Source organism: Paenibacillus sp. MDV22-iso6 (assembly GCF_058408365.1).
This window is the reverse complement of sequence record NZ_JBZVDZ010000001.1, coordinates 1,405,707-1,423,273: the sequence shown is the minus strand read 5'-3', so window position 1 is coordinate 1,423,273 and position 17,567 is coordinate 1,405,707. Positions and strand designations below refer to the sequence as shown.

Annotated in this window: 13 protein-coding genes; 8 read left to right on the top strand and 5 right to left on the bottom strand. The window is 44.3% G+C overall.

The features are described from left to right. Nucleotides 1-12 precede the first annotated feature (12 nt). From AC4PM4_RS06015 to AC4PM4_RS06005, 3 genes are read right to left on the bottom strand one after another with little or no spacing between them, the layout of a single operon-like run. On the bottom strand, nt 13-903 hold the full coding sequence (locus AC4PM4_RS06015; protein WP_063562661.1) for a carbohydrate ABC transporter permease: 891 nt from the start codon (nt 901-903) through the stop codon (nt 13-15). Between the two features lie 15 nt (nt 904-918). Then, nucleotides 919-1,809 carry an ABC transporter permease gene (locus AC4PM4_RS06010; protein WP_063562660.1) on the bottom strand — a complete coding sequence of 297 codons (891 nt, stop codon included), beginning with the start codon at nt 1,807-1,809 and terminating at the stop codon, nt 919-921. 31 nt (nt 1,810-1,840) lie between these two features. Beyond that, the gene (locus AC4PM4_RS06005; protein ID WP_491613017.1) at nt 1,841-3,445 is read right to left on the bottom strand and encodes a type 2 periplasmic-binding domain-containing protein; all 1,605 of its coding nucleotides are present in this window, start codon (nt 3,443-3,445) and stop codon (nt 1,841-1,843) included. Nucleotides 3,446-3,827: 382 nt separating this feature from the next. Here AC4PM4_RS06005 and AC4PM4_RS06000 point away from each other — a divergent pair, with 382 nt between their 5' ends. Next, on the top strand, nt 3,828-4,943 hold the full coding sequence (locus AC4PM4_RS06000) for a phosphotransferase enzyme family protein (RefSeq protein ID WP_491613016.1): 1,116 nt from the start codon (nt 3,828-3,830) through the stop codon (nt 4,941-4,943). A gap of 101 nt (nt 4,944-5,044) precedes the next feature. Here the strand turns inward: AC4PM4_RS06000 and AC4PM4_RS05995 are convergent, their stop codons facing one another. Next, entirely contained in the window at nt 5,045-5,896 is an 852-nt protein-coding gene (locus tag AC4PM4_RS05995; protein ID WP_491613015.1) for a helix-turn-helix domain-containing protein, read from the bottom strand. 176 nt (nt 5,897-6,072) lie between these two features. Between AC4PM4_RS05995 and AC4PM4_RS05990 the strand changes: the two genes are divergently transcribed. The 3 genes from AC4PM4_RS05990 to AC4PM4_RS05980 all read left to right on the top strand — a co-directional run bounded on the left by AC4PM4_RS05990 (nt 6,073) and on the right by AC4PM4_RS05980 (nt 10,403). Next, a complete protein-coding gene (locus AC4PM4_RS05990) occupies nt 6,073-7,479 on the top strand; it encodes a family 4 glycosyl hydrolase (protein ID WP_079693814.1) in 1,407 nt (468 codons plus the stop codon). Between the two features lie 406 nt (nt 7,480-7,885). Next, a complete protein-coding gene (gene codB / locus AC4PM4_RS05985) occupies nt 7,886-9,166 on the top strand; it encodes a cytosine permease (RefSeq protein ID WP_090806903.1) in 1,281 nt (426 codons plus the stop codon). Next, nucleotides 9,135-10,403, top strand: a complete 1,269-nt coding sequence (locus tag AC4PM4_RS05980) for a cytosine deaminase (RefSeq protein ID WP_063562655.1) — start codon at nt 9,135-9,137, stop codon at nt 10,401-10,403. The genes codB and AC4PM4_RS05980 overlap by 32 nt, the downstream gene beginning before the upstream one ends. 167 nt (nt 10,404-10,570) lie before the next feature. On the opposite strand, the gene pdxR is transcribed toward AC4PM4_RS05980, so the two are convergent. Continuing rightward, nucleotides 10,571-12,031, bottom strand: coding sequence for a MocR-like pyridoxine biosynthesis transcription factor PdxR (gene pdxR, locus AC4PM4_RS05975; RefSeq protein ID WP_491613013.1), 1,461 nt, complete (start codon nt 12,029-12,031; stop codon nt 10,571-10,573). Nucleotides 12,032-12,196: 165 nt separating this feature from the next. Here pdxR and pdxS point away from each other — a divergent pair, with 165 nt between their 5' ends. The 4 genes from pdxS (at nt 12,197) to AC4PM4_RS05955 (ending at nt 17,538) form a co-directional block, all read left to right on the top strand. Then, nucleotides 12,197-13,078 carry a pyridoxal 5'-phosphate synthase lyase subunit PdxS gene (gene pdxS, locus AC4PM4_RS05970; protein ID WP_064637446.1) on the top strand — a complete coding sequence of 294 codons (882 nt, stop codon included), beginning with the start codon at nt 12,197-12,199 and terminating at the stop codon, nt 13,076-13,078. Between the two features lie 249 nt (nt 13,079-13,327). Continuing rightward, nucleotides 13,328-14,068: a LytR/AlgR family response regulator transcription factor gene (locus AC4PM4_RS05965; protein WP_079693810.1), complete on the top strand. Its 741-nt coding sequence runs from the start codon at nt 13,328-13,330 to the stop codon at nt 14,066-14,068. Between the two features lies 1 nt (nt 14,069). Next, nucleotides 14,070-15,368: a GHKL domain-containing protein gene (locus tag AC4PM4_RS05960; RefSeq protein WP_491613012.1), complete on the top strand. Its 1,299-nt coding sequence runs from the start codon at nt 14,070-14,072 to the stop codon at nt 15,366-15,368. A gap of 118 nt (nt 15,369-15,486) precedes the next feature. Next, a complete protein-coding gene (locus tag AC4PM4_RS05955) occupies nt 15,487-17,538 on the top strand; it encodes a serine hydrolase domain-containing protein (RefSeq protein WP_491613011.1) in 2,052 nt (683 codons plus the stop codon). Nucleotides 17,539-17,567: the final 29 nt, after the last annotated feature.

Below are 17,567 nucleotides of genomic sequence, written 5' to 3'. Positions count from 1 at the left end.
AAGCTCTTTTGGTTATCCTTTGACACTACCGAGTACCAAACCCTTGGTAAAGTATTTCTGCAAGAACGGATAAACGAGCAAAATCGGAATGGCACCCAAGAACATTTGAGCAGCGCGTCCAGTTCTGGCGTTCATCATCGATAACAGTTGAGTGTAATCGGAGCCGGATTTCAGCATGATTTGCTCAAAGCTCTGCAGCAGGGTCTGTAGGTAGCTTTGTAATGGATAATTGGCTGGATTGTTCATATAGATAATGCCATCGAACCATGAATTCCAATGGCCGACGATACTGAACAAACCGACCGTAGCGAGAGCGGGCTTGAGGAGCGGCAGTAGAATACGAAGCAATACCTGCACAGGCCCTGCACCGTCGATGATCGCTGATTCTTCTATCTCCTCCGGCAAACCTCTAATGAAATTCATAAGAATAATCATACTAAATACGGGCAAAGCTCCGGGCAGGATCAGAGACCAAATCGAATCAATCAAGCCCATTTTGACGACCACCAGATAGGTAGGAATTAATCCTCCGCTAAATAACATGGTCACAATGAAAAATCCCATATAGATATTACGGCCCATCAATTTTTGTTTGGATTTGGATAGTGGATAGGCGGTGAGCACGATCAGAACCAGATTTACAAACGTACCGAGAACGGTTCGTTGGATCGCCACCCAGAGAGAGGAGAAAAATGACCCTCCAGATAATGCAAATTCATAAGCCTTAGTTGTGAATTCAACTGGCCAGAACGTAACACTGCCCGCGGATACAGCGGAACTGCTACTGAATGATACAGCCAACAGGTTGATAAATGGGAGAATGCAGAGTAGGGAGATTAGAAGCAATATCATGTAGTTTAGGATATGGAACAAACGCCTGCTCATACTTTTATCATAGATCATAATGAACGTTCCTCCTTAGAAGATACGATAGCCGGCTACCCTGTAAGCCAGGAAATACGATACGGCAACGAGAACACTGGAAATGATGGATTTAAATAATCCGACAGCCGTACCAATCGAATACTGTGCCTGCTGAATTCCCAGACGGTATACATAGGTATCAATAATATCTCCCGTCTGATACACGACAGGGGAATACAGGTTATAGATTTGATCGAATCCGGCATTGAGGACGTTACCAAGTGACAACACAGTCATTAAGACAATCGTTGGCATGAGGAGGGGCAAAGTGATGTAGATGGTCTGCTTCCATCGTTTGGCTCCATCAATTACCGCAGCCTCATATAGACCAGGGTCAATACTGGTCAGGGCTGCTAGATATACAACCGTGCCGAATCCGAAGCCTTTCCAGATATCACTCACGATCATCGTCCATGGGAATATGGACGGTGTGCCCAGAAAAGAGATAGGTGCAATCCCGAATACGCCTAGAAATGTGTTGATGATGCCATCGGAGCTAAGTATATCCAGCATGATGCCAGCCATAATGACCCAAGACAGAAAGTTCGGAATATAAACCAGGGTTTGAAATGTACGTTTGACACCACTGTTCAGCACTTCGTTAAGCAGTAATGCGAAAATAACAGGCACGATAATGCCCCCGATAATCTTAAAGACGGACATATACAGTGTATTCCAGATGGTTCTTACGAAGTTTGGCTGACTAAATACATGGGAAAAATTGTCCCATCCAACCCATGGAGAGTTAAAGCCGAGACCCGGATTGTATTTTTGAAATGCAATAATAAGCCCATAAAAAGGGATGTAGCTAAAGATGAAGACCAAGACTAGGCTTGGGATCAACATGAGATGGTAGGGACTCTGCTGCTTCCATTTTCTCAGCATTCATATTCCTCCGTTCTTGGCAACCGCATTATTATTTTCCGTAGGCATCATTAACTGCCTGGGTTGCTTCATCGCCTCCGGCCGCTCGCCAATTCTGGACGACAACATCGAAATAATCGATACGTTCACTACCCATGATGATCTTGGTGAAGCCTTCTGTCAGAATATCATCCAGCGTTGTACCGTAACTTGATAGCACCTCCGGTGAAACACCCCATAGCGCTGTCTTTGTGTAGTTCTCGCTATCGAGTACTTTCTTAGCCAGACCATACGCATTCTTTGGAGCACCCTGTTGCAGATAATCACCAACTGCTCCCGGTGTTGCATTCTTCATAAACTCAACGCTGTTGTTATATTTCTGCCACATTCCCGAAGTTGTGAGCCCACTGGTATCCTCGGATTGAAGGGCTGCTGATACAGCCTCGAACTGCTCGTAATCTGAATTCGGATTAAGTACACGGAACGCCCCGACCACATGGGCAATATCATTGTCGAGCAAAGCGGATAGTGTTTCTTTGGATTCCTTACCATTGCCTTCATCAACGATATAAGCATAGTCATTCAAAATCTTAATCACTTCTTGAGGGCTCTTAAATCCCTTTTTCATGACAATATAATTGTTGTTGGCGAAGAAGATGGATTGTTTCGCTTCCTTACCATCAATGGTAGGGATGATATACGGATAAAAGATCGCGTCTTTACCCAGATTGGCTACTGTATCAACGCCAGGATTATAACCCCACCACTGGTAATAAGGCTGTACGCCCACTTTGCCGGCTACGATATCCGCGTTCATCGCATTAAAGTCTTTGATTGCAAATTCCGGATCAATGATACCTTGCTTGTACCATTCCGACCACTCAGCCAGTGCATTCTTCATCTCAGGCTGGACTGAGCCATACACTAATTTCCCACTGTTATCCTCCATCCACATATCCGGATGCGCATTCCATGCAATGGCGAGCAGGTTGAGGTAATCGAGTGATTGATCTACTGCTATGCCATATCCGCCGTGCTTTTCCATAAATTTCAGTGCAATGTTCTTGATGTCTTCCACCGATTTCGGATCTTGGAGACCCAGTTCTTCTTTCCAATCGTTCCGAATCCAGATGAAATCGGGTTGTTCAATTAATCCCCAGTGCATCTGCGGTATCCCGTACAGTTTGCCGTCCTTTTTACCAGACTCATAGCTATCCGCATCCGTTTCCATATAGCCTTTGAGACGTTCTGAAGCGTGTTGTTCAAAGACATCGGTAAGGTCCATTACCATATCTGCTTCGACTAGCTGCCTTAATTGTGATGGATTAACCCTAAACACGTCGGGGAGATCATTCGATGCTATAGCCAAATTCAATTTGGTATCATACTCATCGCTGACCCAGTCTGTTTTGACATCGATATTAAACTGCTCTTTGTATCGCTTAATCCACACATTGTTTGTGATATCTTCGCCCTTTGGATATTTGGCAGAAGTATATTCTGACGTTACGGTGTGGATGGTTGTTATTCCGCCCTCGTTGGCATCCGAATCGGTATTGGATGTACTTTTCTCGGTGCTGCTTCCATTTGTACAGGCGGCGACCAATAAGGTCGACAGGCATAAAGACAACATTAAAGTCTTGGTTTTCTTGTTCATTTCCTTTCCCCCTTAAGTGTCATATTTGAATACGTTTTCTTGAAAATAGTCTAAACGAGAAAGGGAGAACGGGATATAAAGGTTATTGACGAGAATCCACATGTTTTTTTACTTTTGGGTTAAAGCGGAGAAATGATAAAAGTGGGTTGTGCACTTTTTTTACTTTTCACCAAATCTTTTTTTACTCATGGTCCAATGACGACGACCCAGATATTTTGATTCGATATTATTACATGGCAGCAGTATTAACAAAAACAATAGAATAATCTGGAATTGTAGGATAAGATATATACATCTGAACAAAAAGGAGCGAATTTCAATGACTAACAAGGTGATTGTGCTTTAGGTTCACAGAAGGATATTTGCGGCATGGGGATTCCTTTTGTGGACATTGCAGTGCGGGAGATCGTCCCGACAATGTTTACTGGAGGAGATTATTATTAACTTTAACGAAGCTGTTAACATCAGCAATACGCACGTACTGGCATTGGTATCCGAGCTGTTTCATCTGGAGGGTTACAACATTCAGCTTATTCCACCTCATGAGGGTGGGCGGAATGTCGTTTACACCTGTGAGCAAGAGGGGTATGAATCGCTAATTCTCCGAGTGTCTTTTTTGCCTGACAGAAAGCGGGAAGATTACATTGCCGAACTGGAATATGTCCAGTATCTGTTTGATCATGGAGCCAGCGTTTCGAATGTGGTGAGTTCCAAGAAGGGCAATCTGTTGGAAGAGATCACTTATGATCATCATACGTTTTTTGTCAGCCTGTTTAACAAGGCCAAGGGAAAGTTGCTGGTAGAAAATAATTATCAGTACCGAGAAGGTGTTCCACTTACCGAATACTATTATAATAGCGGCAAAGTTCTGGGCAAAATGCATCAGCTATCCAAAAGCTATGTACCCGTCCATCGCCGGCATCATTTTTTTGATAATTACAAAGGTGAATATATCAACAACTTGATACCTGAATCATTCTCGCTGCTTAAGGAGAAGATGTTCGAACTGCTGAATACTTTAAAAGGTTTGGATACAAACCAGGAAACATTCGGAATGATCCATTTCGATTATAACGATGGGAATTACTCGATCGATTTTGATACGGGTCAGATCACGGTGTATGATTTCGATAATTCATGCTTCGGTTGGTATATGTATGATCTAGCAGATCTATGGACACACGGTGTGGGCTGGATACAATTCGAACCTGACGCTGGTAAACGCAAAGCGTTCATGCATGATTATTTTGAAACCGCCCTCGCTGGTTATACTTCCGAAACCAAGATCGAAGATTCGATGTTGGAGAAGCTGTCTTTATTTATTCAAGTTACCCTTTTGGAGAATATCCTAGGTCAATTGGAGGAAATGCAGCATACGGGCGAAGAACCGGAGGATAACGAAGAAGTGTTGTATCTCATTAAATGTCTGGAAGAGGATATACCGTACAGGGGATTTTTCCATGACATGTATTCGAGTGAAGCACCCTTTACGTTATGAGGACCGCTGAAGTGACATACACCTGAAGCATGAATAACCAGTGACTAAACGAAGAGGCAGCCGGCATAGACCGGTTGCCTCTTCGTTTAGTCACTGGCACTCTATTCAAATTTGGAAGGAGGCACGTTGTAAAATTTTTTAAATGCTTTGGAGAAGGTGAAGGGATCGGGATAGCCCAGAAATCCGGCAATTTGCTGGACAGTATATTTTTTCTCATACAGATAGTCCCGTGCCCGGTTCATCTTGATTTGATTGATGTACTGTCCTGGTGTAATGCCCAGAATTTTCTTGAACAAAGAAATGAAATATTTCTCAGAGACACCGGCGATGGCTGCAAGTTCGTTAACTCGGATGACACGGTGCAGATTCGCATCCACGTATGGAAATACGTTCTGCAGAACCTCCAGACTTCCTTCCGTTTTCGTCGGTTTTTGGTCTTTTAGAAATTCACCGTAATACAGACCTTGCCCGTGAAGCTCCAAAATTTTTGCAATGACGAGAAGCAGAGAAGCCTTCAAATAAAGTGGACTTCCGGAAGCGCCACTGTCCTGCTTGAACCTTCGATAGGACGAGGTGAACAGTGTTGATTCCTCCCGAACAAGGTTGCCAGGTACGATGCCCGGCAGTTGAAACTCGCCTAGAATTCGCTTTTGCTCGGCAATGCTGAAATCAAAGTGCATGTATATGAATCGGCACAGTTCTCCGGTCGTAGAAGCAATATAGGGCATATCCGGATAAAAAAACACCACGTCACCCTGGTCCGCTGTATGCGCGATTCCATCGATGGTGATCTGGACGGAGCCTGCTGTAATGAACCACAGATCATAATCGGAATGAGACTTGTGCTCCATCCAATTGCTATCGTGAGTTTGTTCCAAATAAGAGCTCATGCGAAGTGTGATGTACTCCGAAAGTTCATCGATTATACTCATATTTACAGTCCCTGCATGCATCTAATTCAACTCATCTCTCTCCACTTTATGACATCCTTCGATTTATCACTAATATAACCAAGGCTTTATCTCTTGTTATCTATCGTACCATATGACATGTTTTGAAAACTATCACACATTCCGATTCCAGCCCACTCACCTATAATGAACTTATATCGTTACGAGGAGGGTTATTGATGAATGCTACAAACACACAGCATCCAAAGGTAGTTGTTATTGGGGCGGGCAGCCTGTTTTTCGGTCGTCAGTCCATCTGGCAGATGGTTCACTCACCATACTTGAACCAGGGAACTTTAGCTTTAGTGGATACGGACGAGGAGCGGCTCTCGAAAATGGTAACACTTGCAGAGAGGGTCGCCCGGGAAAACAATGTATCCTTAAAGATTGAGGGCTCGGTGGACAGAAGACAAGTGCTTCCGGGAGCTGACTTCGTTGTGCTTAGCTTTGCAGAGCAATCAGTCAAATATCGGGGAATTGACTGCCAAGTCTCTCTAAAGTATGGCATTCGTATGTGTTCCGGCGATACGATTGGCCCCGGCGGAATTTTTAGGGCAATGAGAGAGCTTCCGGTTATTATGGAATGCGCCAGAGACATTGAAGAGCTATGTCCTGATGCCTGGGTAATTAATTATATTAACCCGTCTACCGTTCATGGCATCGCATTACATCGCTATGCGCCGAAGTTAAAATCGTTTGCCCTGTGCGATAGTCATCATATGCCGCATAAGAAAGCCTATTACGCTGTAAGAGCTGGAATCATCGAAAAGACAGACGAGTTCACCAATGAGATCGACCAGAAATTCGATTTCCGCATCGCTGGCGTCAATCATTTCACTTGGCTGCTTAAAGCGGAATTCGAAGGGGAAAATGTGATGCCCCTAATCGCGGAAGCCATGCGCAAAATGGCAGGTGATGAGAACAACGGCGGTGATCGCGGAGCAAAAGCTATTTTTAACGATGCGATTACCTACGAACTGTATGATATTTTTGGAATCATCCCCACTTGCACGGCTCATACGAAGGAATACGTTCGGTATTGGCAAGGTCTGGGTAAGACTACAGACGCAATTCCGCCATTATCCATCTGGGAGACAGAGGACAGGTATCAGCGTCACGACGAAATGTGGCGTCAGGTGGATGACTTTCTTGCGGGGAACATCCCGATTGCCGATTACATGAGCACCTTTGGGCCAGACCATGCGACTGATATCATTGAGAACATGGTAGGGAATTTGGGGAAGAAGTTTTTCATCAATACGCTTAATCAAGGCGCGGTAACCAATATGAATGCCGATTCGTTCCTGGAAGTGCTGTGCGATGTGGGAATGGACGGAGTTAAGCCAGTTCATGTAGGCGAGATGCCGCGTGGAGTAAGAGGAATGCAAGAACTTGTACTGGATACACATGAGCTGACGGTCGAAGCTGTTCTGGAGCAGAGCTACGAGAAGCTGAGAAGGGCGATGCTCACTGATCCACTCGTGAGTTCCATCAGTGACGCGGACAAGATCATTCATGAATTGTTGGAACTGGAACGTGATATGATTCCCGACGTCTGGTACAAGGACAGACTGCAGTATAGCTAAGGTATAGATAATGATAAAAGACCACGTTAACCCTTCTGAAGGAAACTACGTGGTCTTTGATTTTATTAATAAATCCTAGTTCATTTAAAAGATAAAGAAGTATAAAAAAGCTTACTGTAGAAGGGATTCATAACATTTGGATAATAATGACATTGACATCTGCGGCGTTTTCTAAAATAATAAATGTAATTGAATACTGGTACCTTTAATTCAGTCCAGAGAGGCTGGCAAGGGCAGCGGATTTTATAATCACGCGTGAATCAGGGCATATCTCCTCAGGGATGCTCTGCGTCTTCGCGCGGATTATGATGTAAAAAGAGGCTACTTGTCAGTGTGTAACTTGACGAGTAGCCTCTTTTTTCTGCTTTTTTTGGTATCAGATACACTTTAAGCTGGAGGTATTCTGATGAGCAAACAAGATCAAGAGTTTTCATGGCAAGAGGTGCCAAAAACGCAGAGAAATCATTTTTGGAAGACGTTATCCGTAATGTTGGGTTTCACCTTCTTCTCGGCGAGTATGTTGGCAGGGGGTACGCTTGGAGTCAGTTTGACGTTCATGGAATTCATTGGCATCGTACTTGCGGGCAATCTGGTGCTCGGTATCTATACAGGAGCACTGGCGCATATCGCTGCCAAGACAGGCCTTTCCACACATTTACTTGCTAAATATGCGTTTGGTGCGAAAGGATCGTACCTGCCATCGTTCCTGCTCGGCTTCACACAGGTCGGATGGTTCGGGGTAGGCGTGGCCATGTTCGCGATTCCGGTTGCCAAAGCAATGGATTGGAACGTGTACTTGCTGATTATCCTGTTTGGTCTTGCTATGACGGCATCAGCCATCTTCGGTATGAAATCGCTCGTCATCTTGGGTTATATCGCGGTACCGGCAATTGCCATTCTCGGCGGTTACTCCATGTTCGAAGGTGCAGGCTCGCTGGGAGGTCTGCAAGGATTGCTCGATTACACGCCGACAGAGACACTCACCGCGGCAGCAGCATTGACCATTTGTATCGGTTCATTCATTAGTGGCGGAACGTTGACGCCCGATTTTGCTCGGTTTTCCCGGACGTCCAAGCAGGCGGTTACCGCAACGGTTATTGCCTTCTTCCTTGGGAACTCGCTTATGTTCCTGTTCGGGGCAGTTGGTGCAATGGCATATAACCTGGCTGATATCTCGGAGGTCATGTTCCTACAAGGCCTGCTCATTCCTGCGATTATCGTTCTTGGACTCAATATCTGGACAACCAACGATAACGCCTTGTACGCCTCCGGATTGGGTTTTGCCAACATTACTAAAATTTCGAAAAAGTTCTTCGTCATCGTAAACGGCATTGTGGGTACAGTATTTGCCATGTGGATGTACAACAATTTCGTCAGCTTTCTGAATGTGCTGGGCGCGGCAGTACCGTCCATTGGGGCCATCATCATCGCAGACTACTTCTTCGTGAAGCGCAGAAACTATAAACCGTTTGCTGAGATGAGTTTCAAAACTGTAAACTGGGTAGCAATGGTGGCTTGGGCCATCGGCGTTGCGTTTGCTCAGTTGGCTCCAGGCGTAACACCACTGAATGCACTGATCGGTACGGCAGTGGCCTACATCGTATTGATGCTGATCGTTCCTAACAAAGAATCCATTAAAGAAAAGGGGAAAATAAATGATTATACAGAACGCAAAATTGCGGGGTAAAGAAGGTCTATGGAATATCGTTGTAAAAGACGGGAAGTTCGAACAAATTACACAGGAGCTACAAGCCACTGCAAATGAGGAAGTACTTGACGTCAACGGTTCACTTGTATTGCCACCGTTCATTGAGCCTCACATCCATCTGGATACAACGTTAACGGCTGGCGAGCCGGAGTGGAATTTGAGTGGGACGCTGTTTGAAGGCATCCAGCGTTGGTCGGAACGTAAAGCATTCTTGACACATGAAGATGTTAAAACTCGCTCCAAAACAGCACTGAAATGGCAAATGGCGCAAGGAATCCAACATGTGCGGACACATGTGGACGTTACAGACCCAACCTTGACTGCAGTCAAAGCGATGCTTGAAGTAAAAGAAGAGATGGCACCATACATCGACATTCAGCTTGTGGCTTTCCCACAGGAAGGTATTCATTCCTATCCAAACGGTGCAGAACTGCTGGAAGAGTCACTGAAAATGGGCGTTGACGTGGTCGGCGGCATTCCGCACTTCGAATTCACGAGAGAATACGGCGTCGATTCGATGAAGGTTGCTTTTGACCTTGCTGAAAAATACGACCGTTTGATCGACATCCATTGCGACGAGATCGATGATGAGCAATCCCGCTTCGTGGAAGTCGTTGCCAAGGAAGCCTACGAACGCGGACTGGGCTCTCGTACAACAGCAAGCCACACGACAGCGATGGGGTCTTATAATGACGCATATACGTACAAATTGTTCAGATTGCTGAAGATGGCTGACCTCAATTTCGTCTCCAATCCGTTGGTCAACATTCACCTGCAAGGGCGCTTCGACACGTATCCAAAAAGAAGAGGTCTGACTCGCGTCAAAGAACTGCAGGAAGCTGGTCTTAACGTGTGCTTCGGTCATGATGACATTTTCGATCCATGGTATCCGCTAGGAACGGGCAACATGCTCCAAGTACTGCATATGGGTATTCATGCTTCGCAGTTACTGGGTTATGATCAAATCGTAAATTCGGTCGATCTCATTACGAAAAACAGCGCAAGAACGTTGCATATCGAGGATGTATACGGCATTGAAGTAGGAAAACCTGCCAACTTCATCGTTCTTGAAGCAGAGAATGAATACGAGGCTGTTCGCAAACAGGCTGGTGTACTGTACTCGTATAGAGGTGGCCGCAAAATCGCGGAAACAAAACCGAGAGACACGTCAATCATTCTTGAAGGTGGTTCGGAGAAAGTTACGTTCAATAAATAATTAAATAAAAAGTGCGATGCATCAACCATAGCCCTCGCATTAGCCAATAAATCCCCTCAGGGTGAACAGGTCAATAGAGATTCCATGATTGTGGAATCTTCCTGTACAAAAGAGGGGATTTTTGTTGTTCCGTTTTGAAATTCGAGATAGAGACGAGAGAGAGTACCTCACAATGGAGCTGTGACGGCATTTTTTAATTTGGATACGCCTTCCTGTAATTGAACATCTGACAAATGTGCAAATGATAAATAGATACCATACTTCGTACCGTCAGACGTTGAACTGCTGACTTCTGCGTATACAACCCCTTCTGATCTAGCCGACGAACGAAAGACTTCATAAGTGGACGCATCACCTCGCCACCAGCCAAACACATGCAGACCGGCTTCATTTTCCACCCAATCAAACCATGTTGAGAGTTGCTGGTTCAAAAGTTTGAGTAACAGATGAAATTTGCGACTGTATAAACGATTCATCCTGCGCAGATGACGCTCATATTGGCCGCTTGTCATAAATGCGGCTAACGCCCGCTGCTCGATCAGATTGACGGGTCTTGGCTCGTATAATGCCTGTGCCTTTCTAAAGGTGTCTGCCAAAGTAGGGGGGAGAACCACATAACCAAGCCGTACTTCCAAAGGCAAGGTTTTCGTGAAGCTACCCAGGTAGATTACGCGCCCCGCTTTATCCAATGTTTTCAGCGGTTCAACATGCATTCCGCGGTATCGGAATTCACTATCATAATCATCCTCGACAATCATGGCATCATGACGATGTGCCCAGTCCAGCAATGTTTGTCTGCGTTCAAGGCTGAGCATTTCGCCAGTAGGGAATTGTCGGGACGGCGTGACAAACAACATACGTGCTTCCCAGTTTTGGGGAACAACGCCTTGACCATCGAGATTGGCTTCAATCAACGTTGCACCTGCAGCCAAAATGGCTTGAGAAATCCCGATATAACAAGGACTCTCCGTCACTACATGATCTCCGGGATCTGCAAGTAATTGAGTGAGTAGAGCTATAGCTTGCATAGAGCCTGCAGTCACTGCAATATGATCCGCATCGACTTGAATCCCCCGCATCCGCCGAAGGTAGGCAGCAATGGCTTCTCGCAATTTCGGCTCTCCTGTTGAACTAACAAGAGCAGAGGTTGTTTCTATGTGATGCTCTCGATTTCGTATCTCAGCATACAATCGATTGTTCCATTCATCGTAAGGGAATTTGGAGAAATCAGGCTGGTATTTGCTAAAATCAATAACTTCGTCGCTTTCTATTCTGGAATTACTTGTTTGTGCATTGGTTTGTGAATTCCTTTGAATTGTATGCTGTTCAAACTGCTGAATACGATTCCCCCAGGCTGATAAGTGATGAGCGCAAGCTTTCACGGTGGACGCATCATTGCTTAAATCCAACTGATAAGCAACAAAGGTTCCTCTTCCATGCTCTGAATGAATGTAACCTTGAGCAGTCAACGTATCGTATACCTGATTCACTGTTCCTCGGGAAATGTGATACGTCGCAGCTAACTCTCTCGTAGATGGTAACTTCTCGCCATGCACCAGATTACCATCATGAATAGCATCACGAATTGCATGATAGAGAGCCTTCATCTTGGTATATTTTCGGTTCAAATATGAACTGTAAGCTACATGAAATTGCATATGCCCTCCAGAGGTTAATTTAGAAGTGGTACAATAAAAACCGAAATTATTGGATCTTTTTAGTTGTCCATTCTCATTCTATACTAAATCATAGGTTGAAGTGAAACAATAAATTTAATTAGGAGGAATACAATCATGCAAACAGGTACAGATCGTGTAAAAAGAGGAATGGCTGAGATGCAAAAGGGCGGCGTCATCATGGACGTTATGAATGCAGAACAAGCTAAAATTGCTGAAGCAGCAGGGGCAACAGCTGTTATGGCTCTTGAACGGGTACCCTCCGATATTCGCGCAGCCGGTGGTGTAGCTCGCATGGCAGACCCAACCATCGTGGAAGAGGTTATGAAGGTTGTGTCTATTCCGGTTATGGCCAAGGCTCGTATCGGTCATTACATAGAAGCCAAAGTACTTGAATCCCTAGGTGTGGACTATCTCGATGAAAGTGAAGTTCTTACGCCTGCAGACGAAGTATTCCATATCGATAAACATGAATTCACTGTACCTTTTGTATGTGGAGCCAAAGATCTGGGAGAAGCTCTTCGCCGTATTGGTGAAGGTGCATCGATGATTCGTACAAAAGGCGAGCCTGGAACGGGTAACATCGTTGAGGCAGTTCGTCATATGCGTCTGATTAACAGCCAGATCCGCAAAGTGAAAAACATGTCCAAGGATGAGTTGTACGCTGAAGCAAAAAATCTGGGCGTAGCTTATGAATTACTGCGCGATGTTCATGAAAATGGAAAACTTCCAGTCGTTAACTTTGCAGCAGGCGGTGTAGCCACTCCGGCAGACGCAGCACTAATGATGCATCTGGGAGCAGACGGTGTGTTTGTAGGATCAGGTATCTTCAAATCAGATAACCCTGAGAAATTCGCTCGTGCAATCGTTGAAGCTACAACACATTACACGGATTACAAACTGATTGCTGAAGTATCCAAAAACTTGGGTGCCCCTATGAAAGGCATTGAAATTTCTAAATTGGCTCCAGAAGAGCGCATGTCCAACCGCGGTTGGTAAGCGTAAATAGAACAGTAGTTTTAAAGTAGTGTTATGATTTTGCACAACGCTGTATTTAAGCATTGAGCCTGAATGAAGTAGGAATAGATATCAAGAAAAGCCGATCAATGGATAAAATTGATCGGCTTTGTTGCGCTTTAGGGTCTGAATCATGCGTTTCATCCGAATCTCGCTCTTAAACCTGTGATAAAATAGTATATTTGAGAGTGAAATTCAGCATCGATGTCGATGAAAGGCGGATGTTCAAACATGTTCAATGTTGCAATCTGTGATGACGAGGAGAACCAAAGAGAACTTGTAAAAACGATGCTTATCTCCTTATCCCTAAAAACGAATATTGATTTTCAAATTACATTATTTGCATCCGGTGAGCAGCTCGTCTCACATTATAAAAACGTTGGAGACACGTTTCATATCCTCATCATGGATGTGGAGATGAGCGGAATGAACGGAATCCAGACAGCCAAAGAAATCAGGAATATGAAGTATCTGGATGTGCAAATCATGTTTCTGACCAGCTACCCCGAGTATATGGTGGAGAGTTTTGATGTGGTTACTTTTCAATATCTGATCAAACCAATCCTGCCGGATATCTTCGAGGAGAAAATGATTAAGCTGTGCCAATATTTTATAGCGCTGGACAAAAAGTATGTACTGATTAAATCAGATTATGAAGAGCTTCTATTGAAATACGATGATATTCTCTGGATTGAGGTCATGAAGAGTTTGACGATCAAGAACAAATTAAAATTGGTGACTCAGGAAAATTCGCATGAGAGCAAAGGCATCTTATCCGGTTACGCTACCGCTTTGAAAGATCATGGTTTCTTGCAAATTCATCGCTCGATTATTATCAACCTGATGCATGTTCAGAAGTTTGCGGGTACTCAAGTCATCATGTTAAATGGTACGGAATTGCCTATAGGCCGCTCCAAAGTCAAGGAAGTCAAGGATGCTTATACCAAATATATGATCATGAGGATTCAGTGATATGGATATGTATGTATACTTGTCTGTGCTCGTCGTTCCTTTACTTATGGCATTCCAGGTGAATTTTTATTTCAATTCCGTGCTGGGCAAGTCCAGACGAAAGCCATATAGAGCAATCTATTTCATTGTATTTATCGTACTAGGGTATTTCTATTTGGTATCTTCATTTTCACCTGTCGTTTCGTCCGTTTTTGCATTGTTATTCATCTTCAGCCTGGCACAATCCTATGAGGTGGAATTCATCATAAAACTTGCTTTTACCATCCTCTATGCAGTACTGCTCACAACGGTAAATTACATTGCCGTATATATTATGAGTGCGATCGATTCCACGGATTACAGCATATGGGATCATTTCAACGTGGATTATCACTGGGTGTTCTCCAAAGTGATGTTGCTTGGTTGCAGTATCATGTTCATTGTTATCCAGATTGTGCGTTTGATTGCCAAACGGAGAAGTTTCGCTGTGCATTATCGTTATTATTTCTTGTTTCTGATCGTACCTACCATTACGATCTATCAGATCAATGTGGCCTCGACTTATAGTGAAAAAAACATATATTACGTCGTTTCCGTGCTGGGCTCTCTTTTTCTCAATGTGTTCATTGTTTATGTATTCGATAATATGGTGGAAAAGGTTCAGCTCGCACATGAAAATGTTCAACTACAGCGTCAGATGGACTATCAGGATGCCAACTATGAAAAGACAGTGCACAGTTTCAAAAACGTGAAAAGCATCATCCATGATACCAATCAGCAGTTCCTGTACATTGAAGAGTGTATCAAGCAAAACAAGCTTGATGCCGCAGGTGAGCATATTAAACTCACATTGAATAAGATTGAAGGAGCGTACCAGCGGGTGAACTCCGGCAATCTTGTTATCGATGCCCTTGTTACGAATACCATCGCCGTGGGGAAGGCAAATGGGATCAAAGTCGACACCCGTATTCAACTCCATTCACAACATCTCCATATCGATCGTTATGATCTGTGCGTTGTGCTCGGCAATATGTTGGATAATGCCATCGAAGCTTCCAAGAAAGTTAGACATGCCGAAGACAGGTATATCCTGGTTGCAATTCACTCCACGGCGTCTGCACTCGTAATCCAGATTCTAAATCATGTGGAGCAAAAATTGACTCACCTCAAGAGTGAGAAGCCCAATCCCGAGTTCCATGGGATCGGCTTAACCAATATATCGAGAATGTGCGACAAGTATGGCGGACATATGAGTATCGAGAATCATCATCGGACATTTAATAACATGGTCGTTCTTCCTTTTGACATGAACAGTCTCTGAACATACCGTTCGGGGATTGTTTTTTTCCATTCAGGGTTCGTTATCGTTCTATATGCTTCTTCCCCGATATGATGAATGTAATTATATGAGCAGTATCATAAGGGAGGAAGTTATTATCATGAAGAAACTAATCAGTATGCTATGTACGGCTGTACTTGTAGTCATTCCGATGACAGATGTCAGTGCAGAGACGAACAAGATGGGAGCGATTGAAGATCAGGCTGGGCGACTCGCCACAGAGATGGTGCAGAATTATGGTGTCACAGGTTTACAATATGCGATCATGGATGAAGGGAAGATCATTTTGTCCGACAGTGTTGGATTTCAGGACAAAGCATCCAAGACACCAGTCGACAAGGATACCATGTTTGGAATAGGCTCCGTTAGCAAAATGGTTGTCACGGCTGCCACCATGATGCTGGTGGATTCCGGTAAAGTGGATCTGGATCAGCCCCTCACTTCCTATATTAAAGATTTTGAAATGGCAGATGCCCGGTATACCCAAATAACCCCACGAATGCTCATGAACCATTCCTCCGGGCTTTATGGTACGCATTATGGAAACAGTATGTTATTTGACGATACCGATACCCGCAATCATGATGAATTACTACTCAAACTAAAGTCAGAGAAATTGAAATCAACCCCGGGAGCCTATTCCGTCTATAGCAATGATGGCTTTCAATTGCTTGAGATATTGGTTGAACGTGTGAGTGGATTGAGCTACAGCGAATTTATTGCCAAGTTCATTAGTGAGCCGTTACAGCTGCAAGCAACCAAGACACCGCTTGATTCTTTTGATAGAAAACAATTATCCGAAACCTATTGGCCTTCGTTTGAAACGAAACTGCCTGTCGAAAATGCCAATATCATCGGTGCAGGTGGAGTCTACTCGACTGCAGAAGAATTAAGCAAGTTCGCTGAAGTGTTGATAGGAAACAAACCGGATATTCTGTCCAAATCAGCAGCAGAGTCCATGCAAAATCATGAATATCGTCGGGGAATATGGGTGTCCGAAGAGAGAAATACCTTCAACTATGGTCTCGGATGGGATGCTGTAGCACTAGCACCGTTCAGCGATTATGGCATTACCGCACTTGCCAAAGGTGGAGACACCATGATGTATCATGCCTCATTAATCACTATACCGGAACATGATATCTCAATGGCGGTCCTTTCTTCGGGCGGGTCTTCTATTTATAATCAGATGTTTGCCACTAAAGTTCTGCTGGAGGTTCTTAAAGATCAAGGCATCATCGACGAAATAGATCCTGATCAAACATTCTCATCACCTGTCAAAACAACGATGCCTTCGGAATTGACGGCGTATTCAGGCCTCTATGGTACGGTAGGTACAACAATTGATATAGAGGTTAAGAATGGCGAGATCGCACTTCCGGCTATGCAGGGAGGACTTATCCCAGAGCAGAATTACGTATACACGGGTGAAGGACAATTTACGAGTAAAGACGGAAGTGTGAAGGTCTGCTTCGAGAAAGAAAGCAACGACAAGGTATATTTTAAAGTTCAGGCGAATATCACGCTGCCTGGATTAGGCCAAACGGTCATGAACACATATGATTATCAAAAATTGGAAAATAATTCGCTGGATACAGCATCGAAAGAGAAATGGAAGGCTAGAAACGGCTCGAAATATTACGCGCTGGATGAAAAGATAACGTCGATCTTCTATCTGGTGCCATCGATGCTGATCAAAAACCTGACCGTAGATGTGGAGAACGGTTATGCGAATGGCAACCAAATTGTAGATCCGGATAATGCAGAGAATGTTGCCCAGATTCCTGTGATGAACGGAAGAGATGCTTTCGATCTGCATTTCCGCACGAAGAACGAAGCGGAGTACTTAACTCAGGATGGACAGGAGTATATTGCGGAGGAAGCCATTACACCAATCTTCGGTGGGAAAAAAGGCATCACCACCATCCCTTCAAACGGTCAAGCTCGGTGGTATGCCATCGATTCCCGCTCGGCGAACAAAACGTTAACCGTGGATTCTCCGGAGAGTGGAGGTTATGCGGTATATAACGATAAAGGTGAAGTGGTTCAATTCTCGAAAGCAACCAATCAACAATCAACGCTGCTTCCCAAAGGTGGTTTTATCGTCTTTGGTGGTGAAGTGGGAGATGTTTTCAAGCTTCAACTAAAGTGATTGCATAAGGAAAAATGATTTCATTCGAA

Bases quoted from the DNA above. Each gene is read 5' to 3' on its own strand.
- AC4PM4_RS06015 (WP_063562661.1), bottom strand. From the start codon at position 903: ATGATCTATGATAAAAGTATGAGCAGGCGTTTGTTCCATATCCTAAAC.
- AC4PM4_RS06010 (WP_063562660.1), bottom strand. From the start codon at position 1,809: ATGCTGAGAAAATGGAAGCAGCAGAGTCCCTACCATCTCATGTTGATC.
- AC4PM4_RS06005 (WP_491613017.1), bottom strand. From the start codon at position 3,445: ATGAACAAGAAAACCAAGACTTTAATGTTGTCTTTATGCCTGTCGACC.
- AC4PM4_RS05995 (WP_491613015.1), bottom strand. From the start codon at position 5,896: ATGCATGCAGGGACTGTAAATATGAGTATAATCGATGAACTTTCGGAG.
- AC4PM4_RS05990 (WP_079693814.1), top strand. From the start codon at position 6,073: ATGAATGCTACAAACACACAGCATCCAAAGGTAGTTGTTATTGGGGCG.
- codB (WP_090806903.1), top strand. From the start codon at position 7,886: ATGAGCAAACAAGATCAAGAGTTTTCATGGCAAGAGGTGCCAAAAACG.
- AC4PM4_RS05980 (WP_063562655.1), top strand. From the start codon at position 9,135: ATGATTATACAGAACGCAAAATTGCGGGGTAAAGAAGGTCTATGGAAT.
- pdxS (WP_064637446.1), top strand. From the start codon at position 12,197: ATGCAAACAGGTACAGATCGTGTAAAAAGAGGAATGGCTGAGATGCAA.
- AC4PM4_RS05965 (WP_079693810.1), top strand. From the start codon at position 13,328: ATGTTCAATGTTGCAATCTGTGATGACGAGGAGAACCAAAGAGAACTT.
- AC4PM4_RS05960 (WP_491613012.1), top strand. From the start codon at position 14,070: ATGGATATGTATGTATACTTGTCTGTGCTCGTCGTTCCTTTACTTATG.
- AC4PM4_RS05955 (WP_491613011.1), top strand. From the start codon at position 15,487: ATGAAGAAACTAATCAGTATGCTATGTACGGCTGTACTTGTAGTCATT.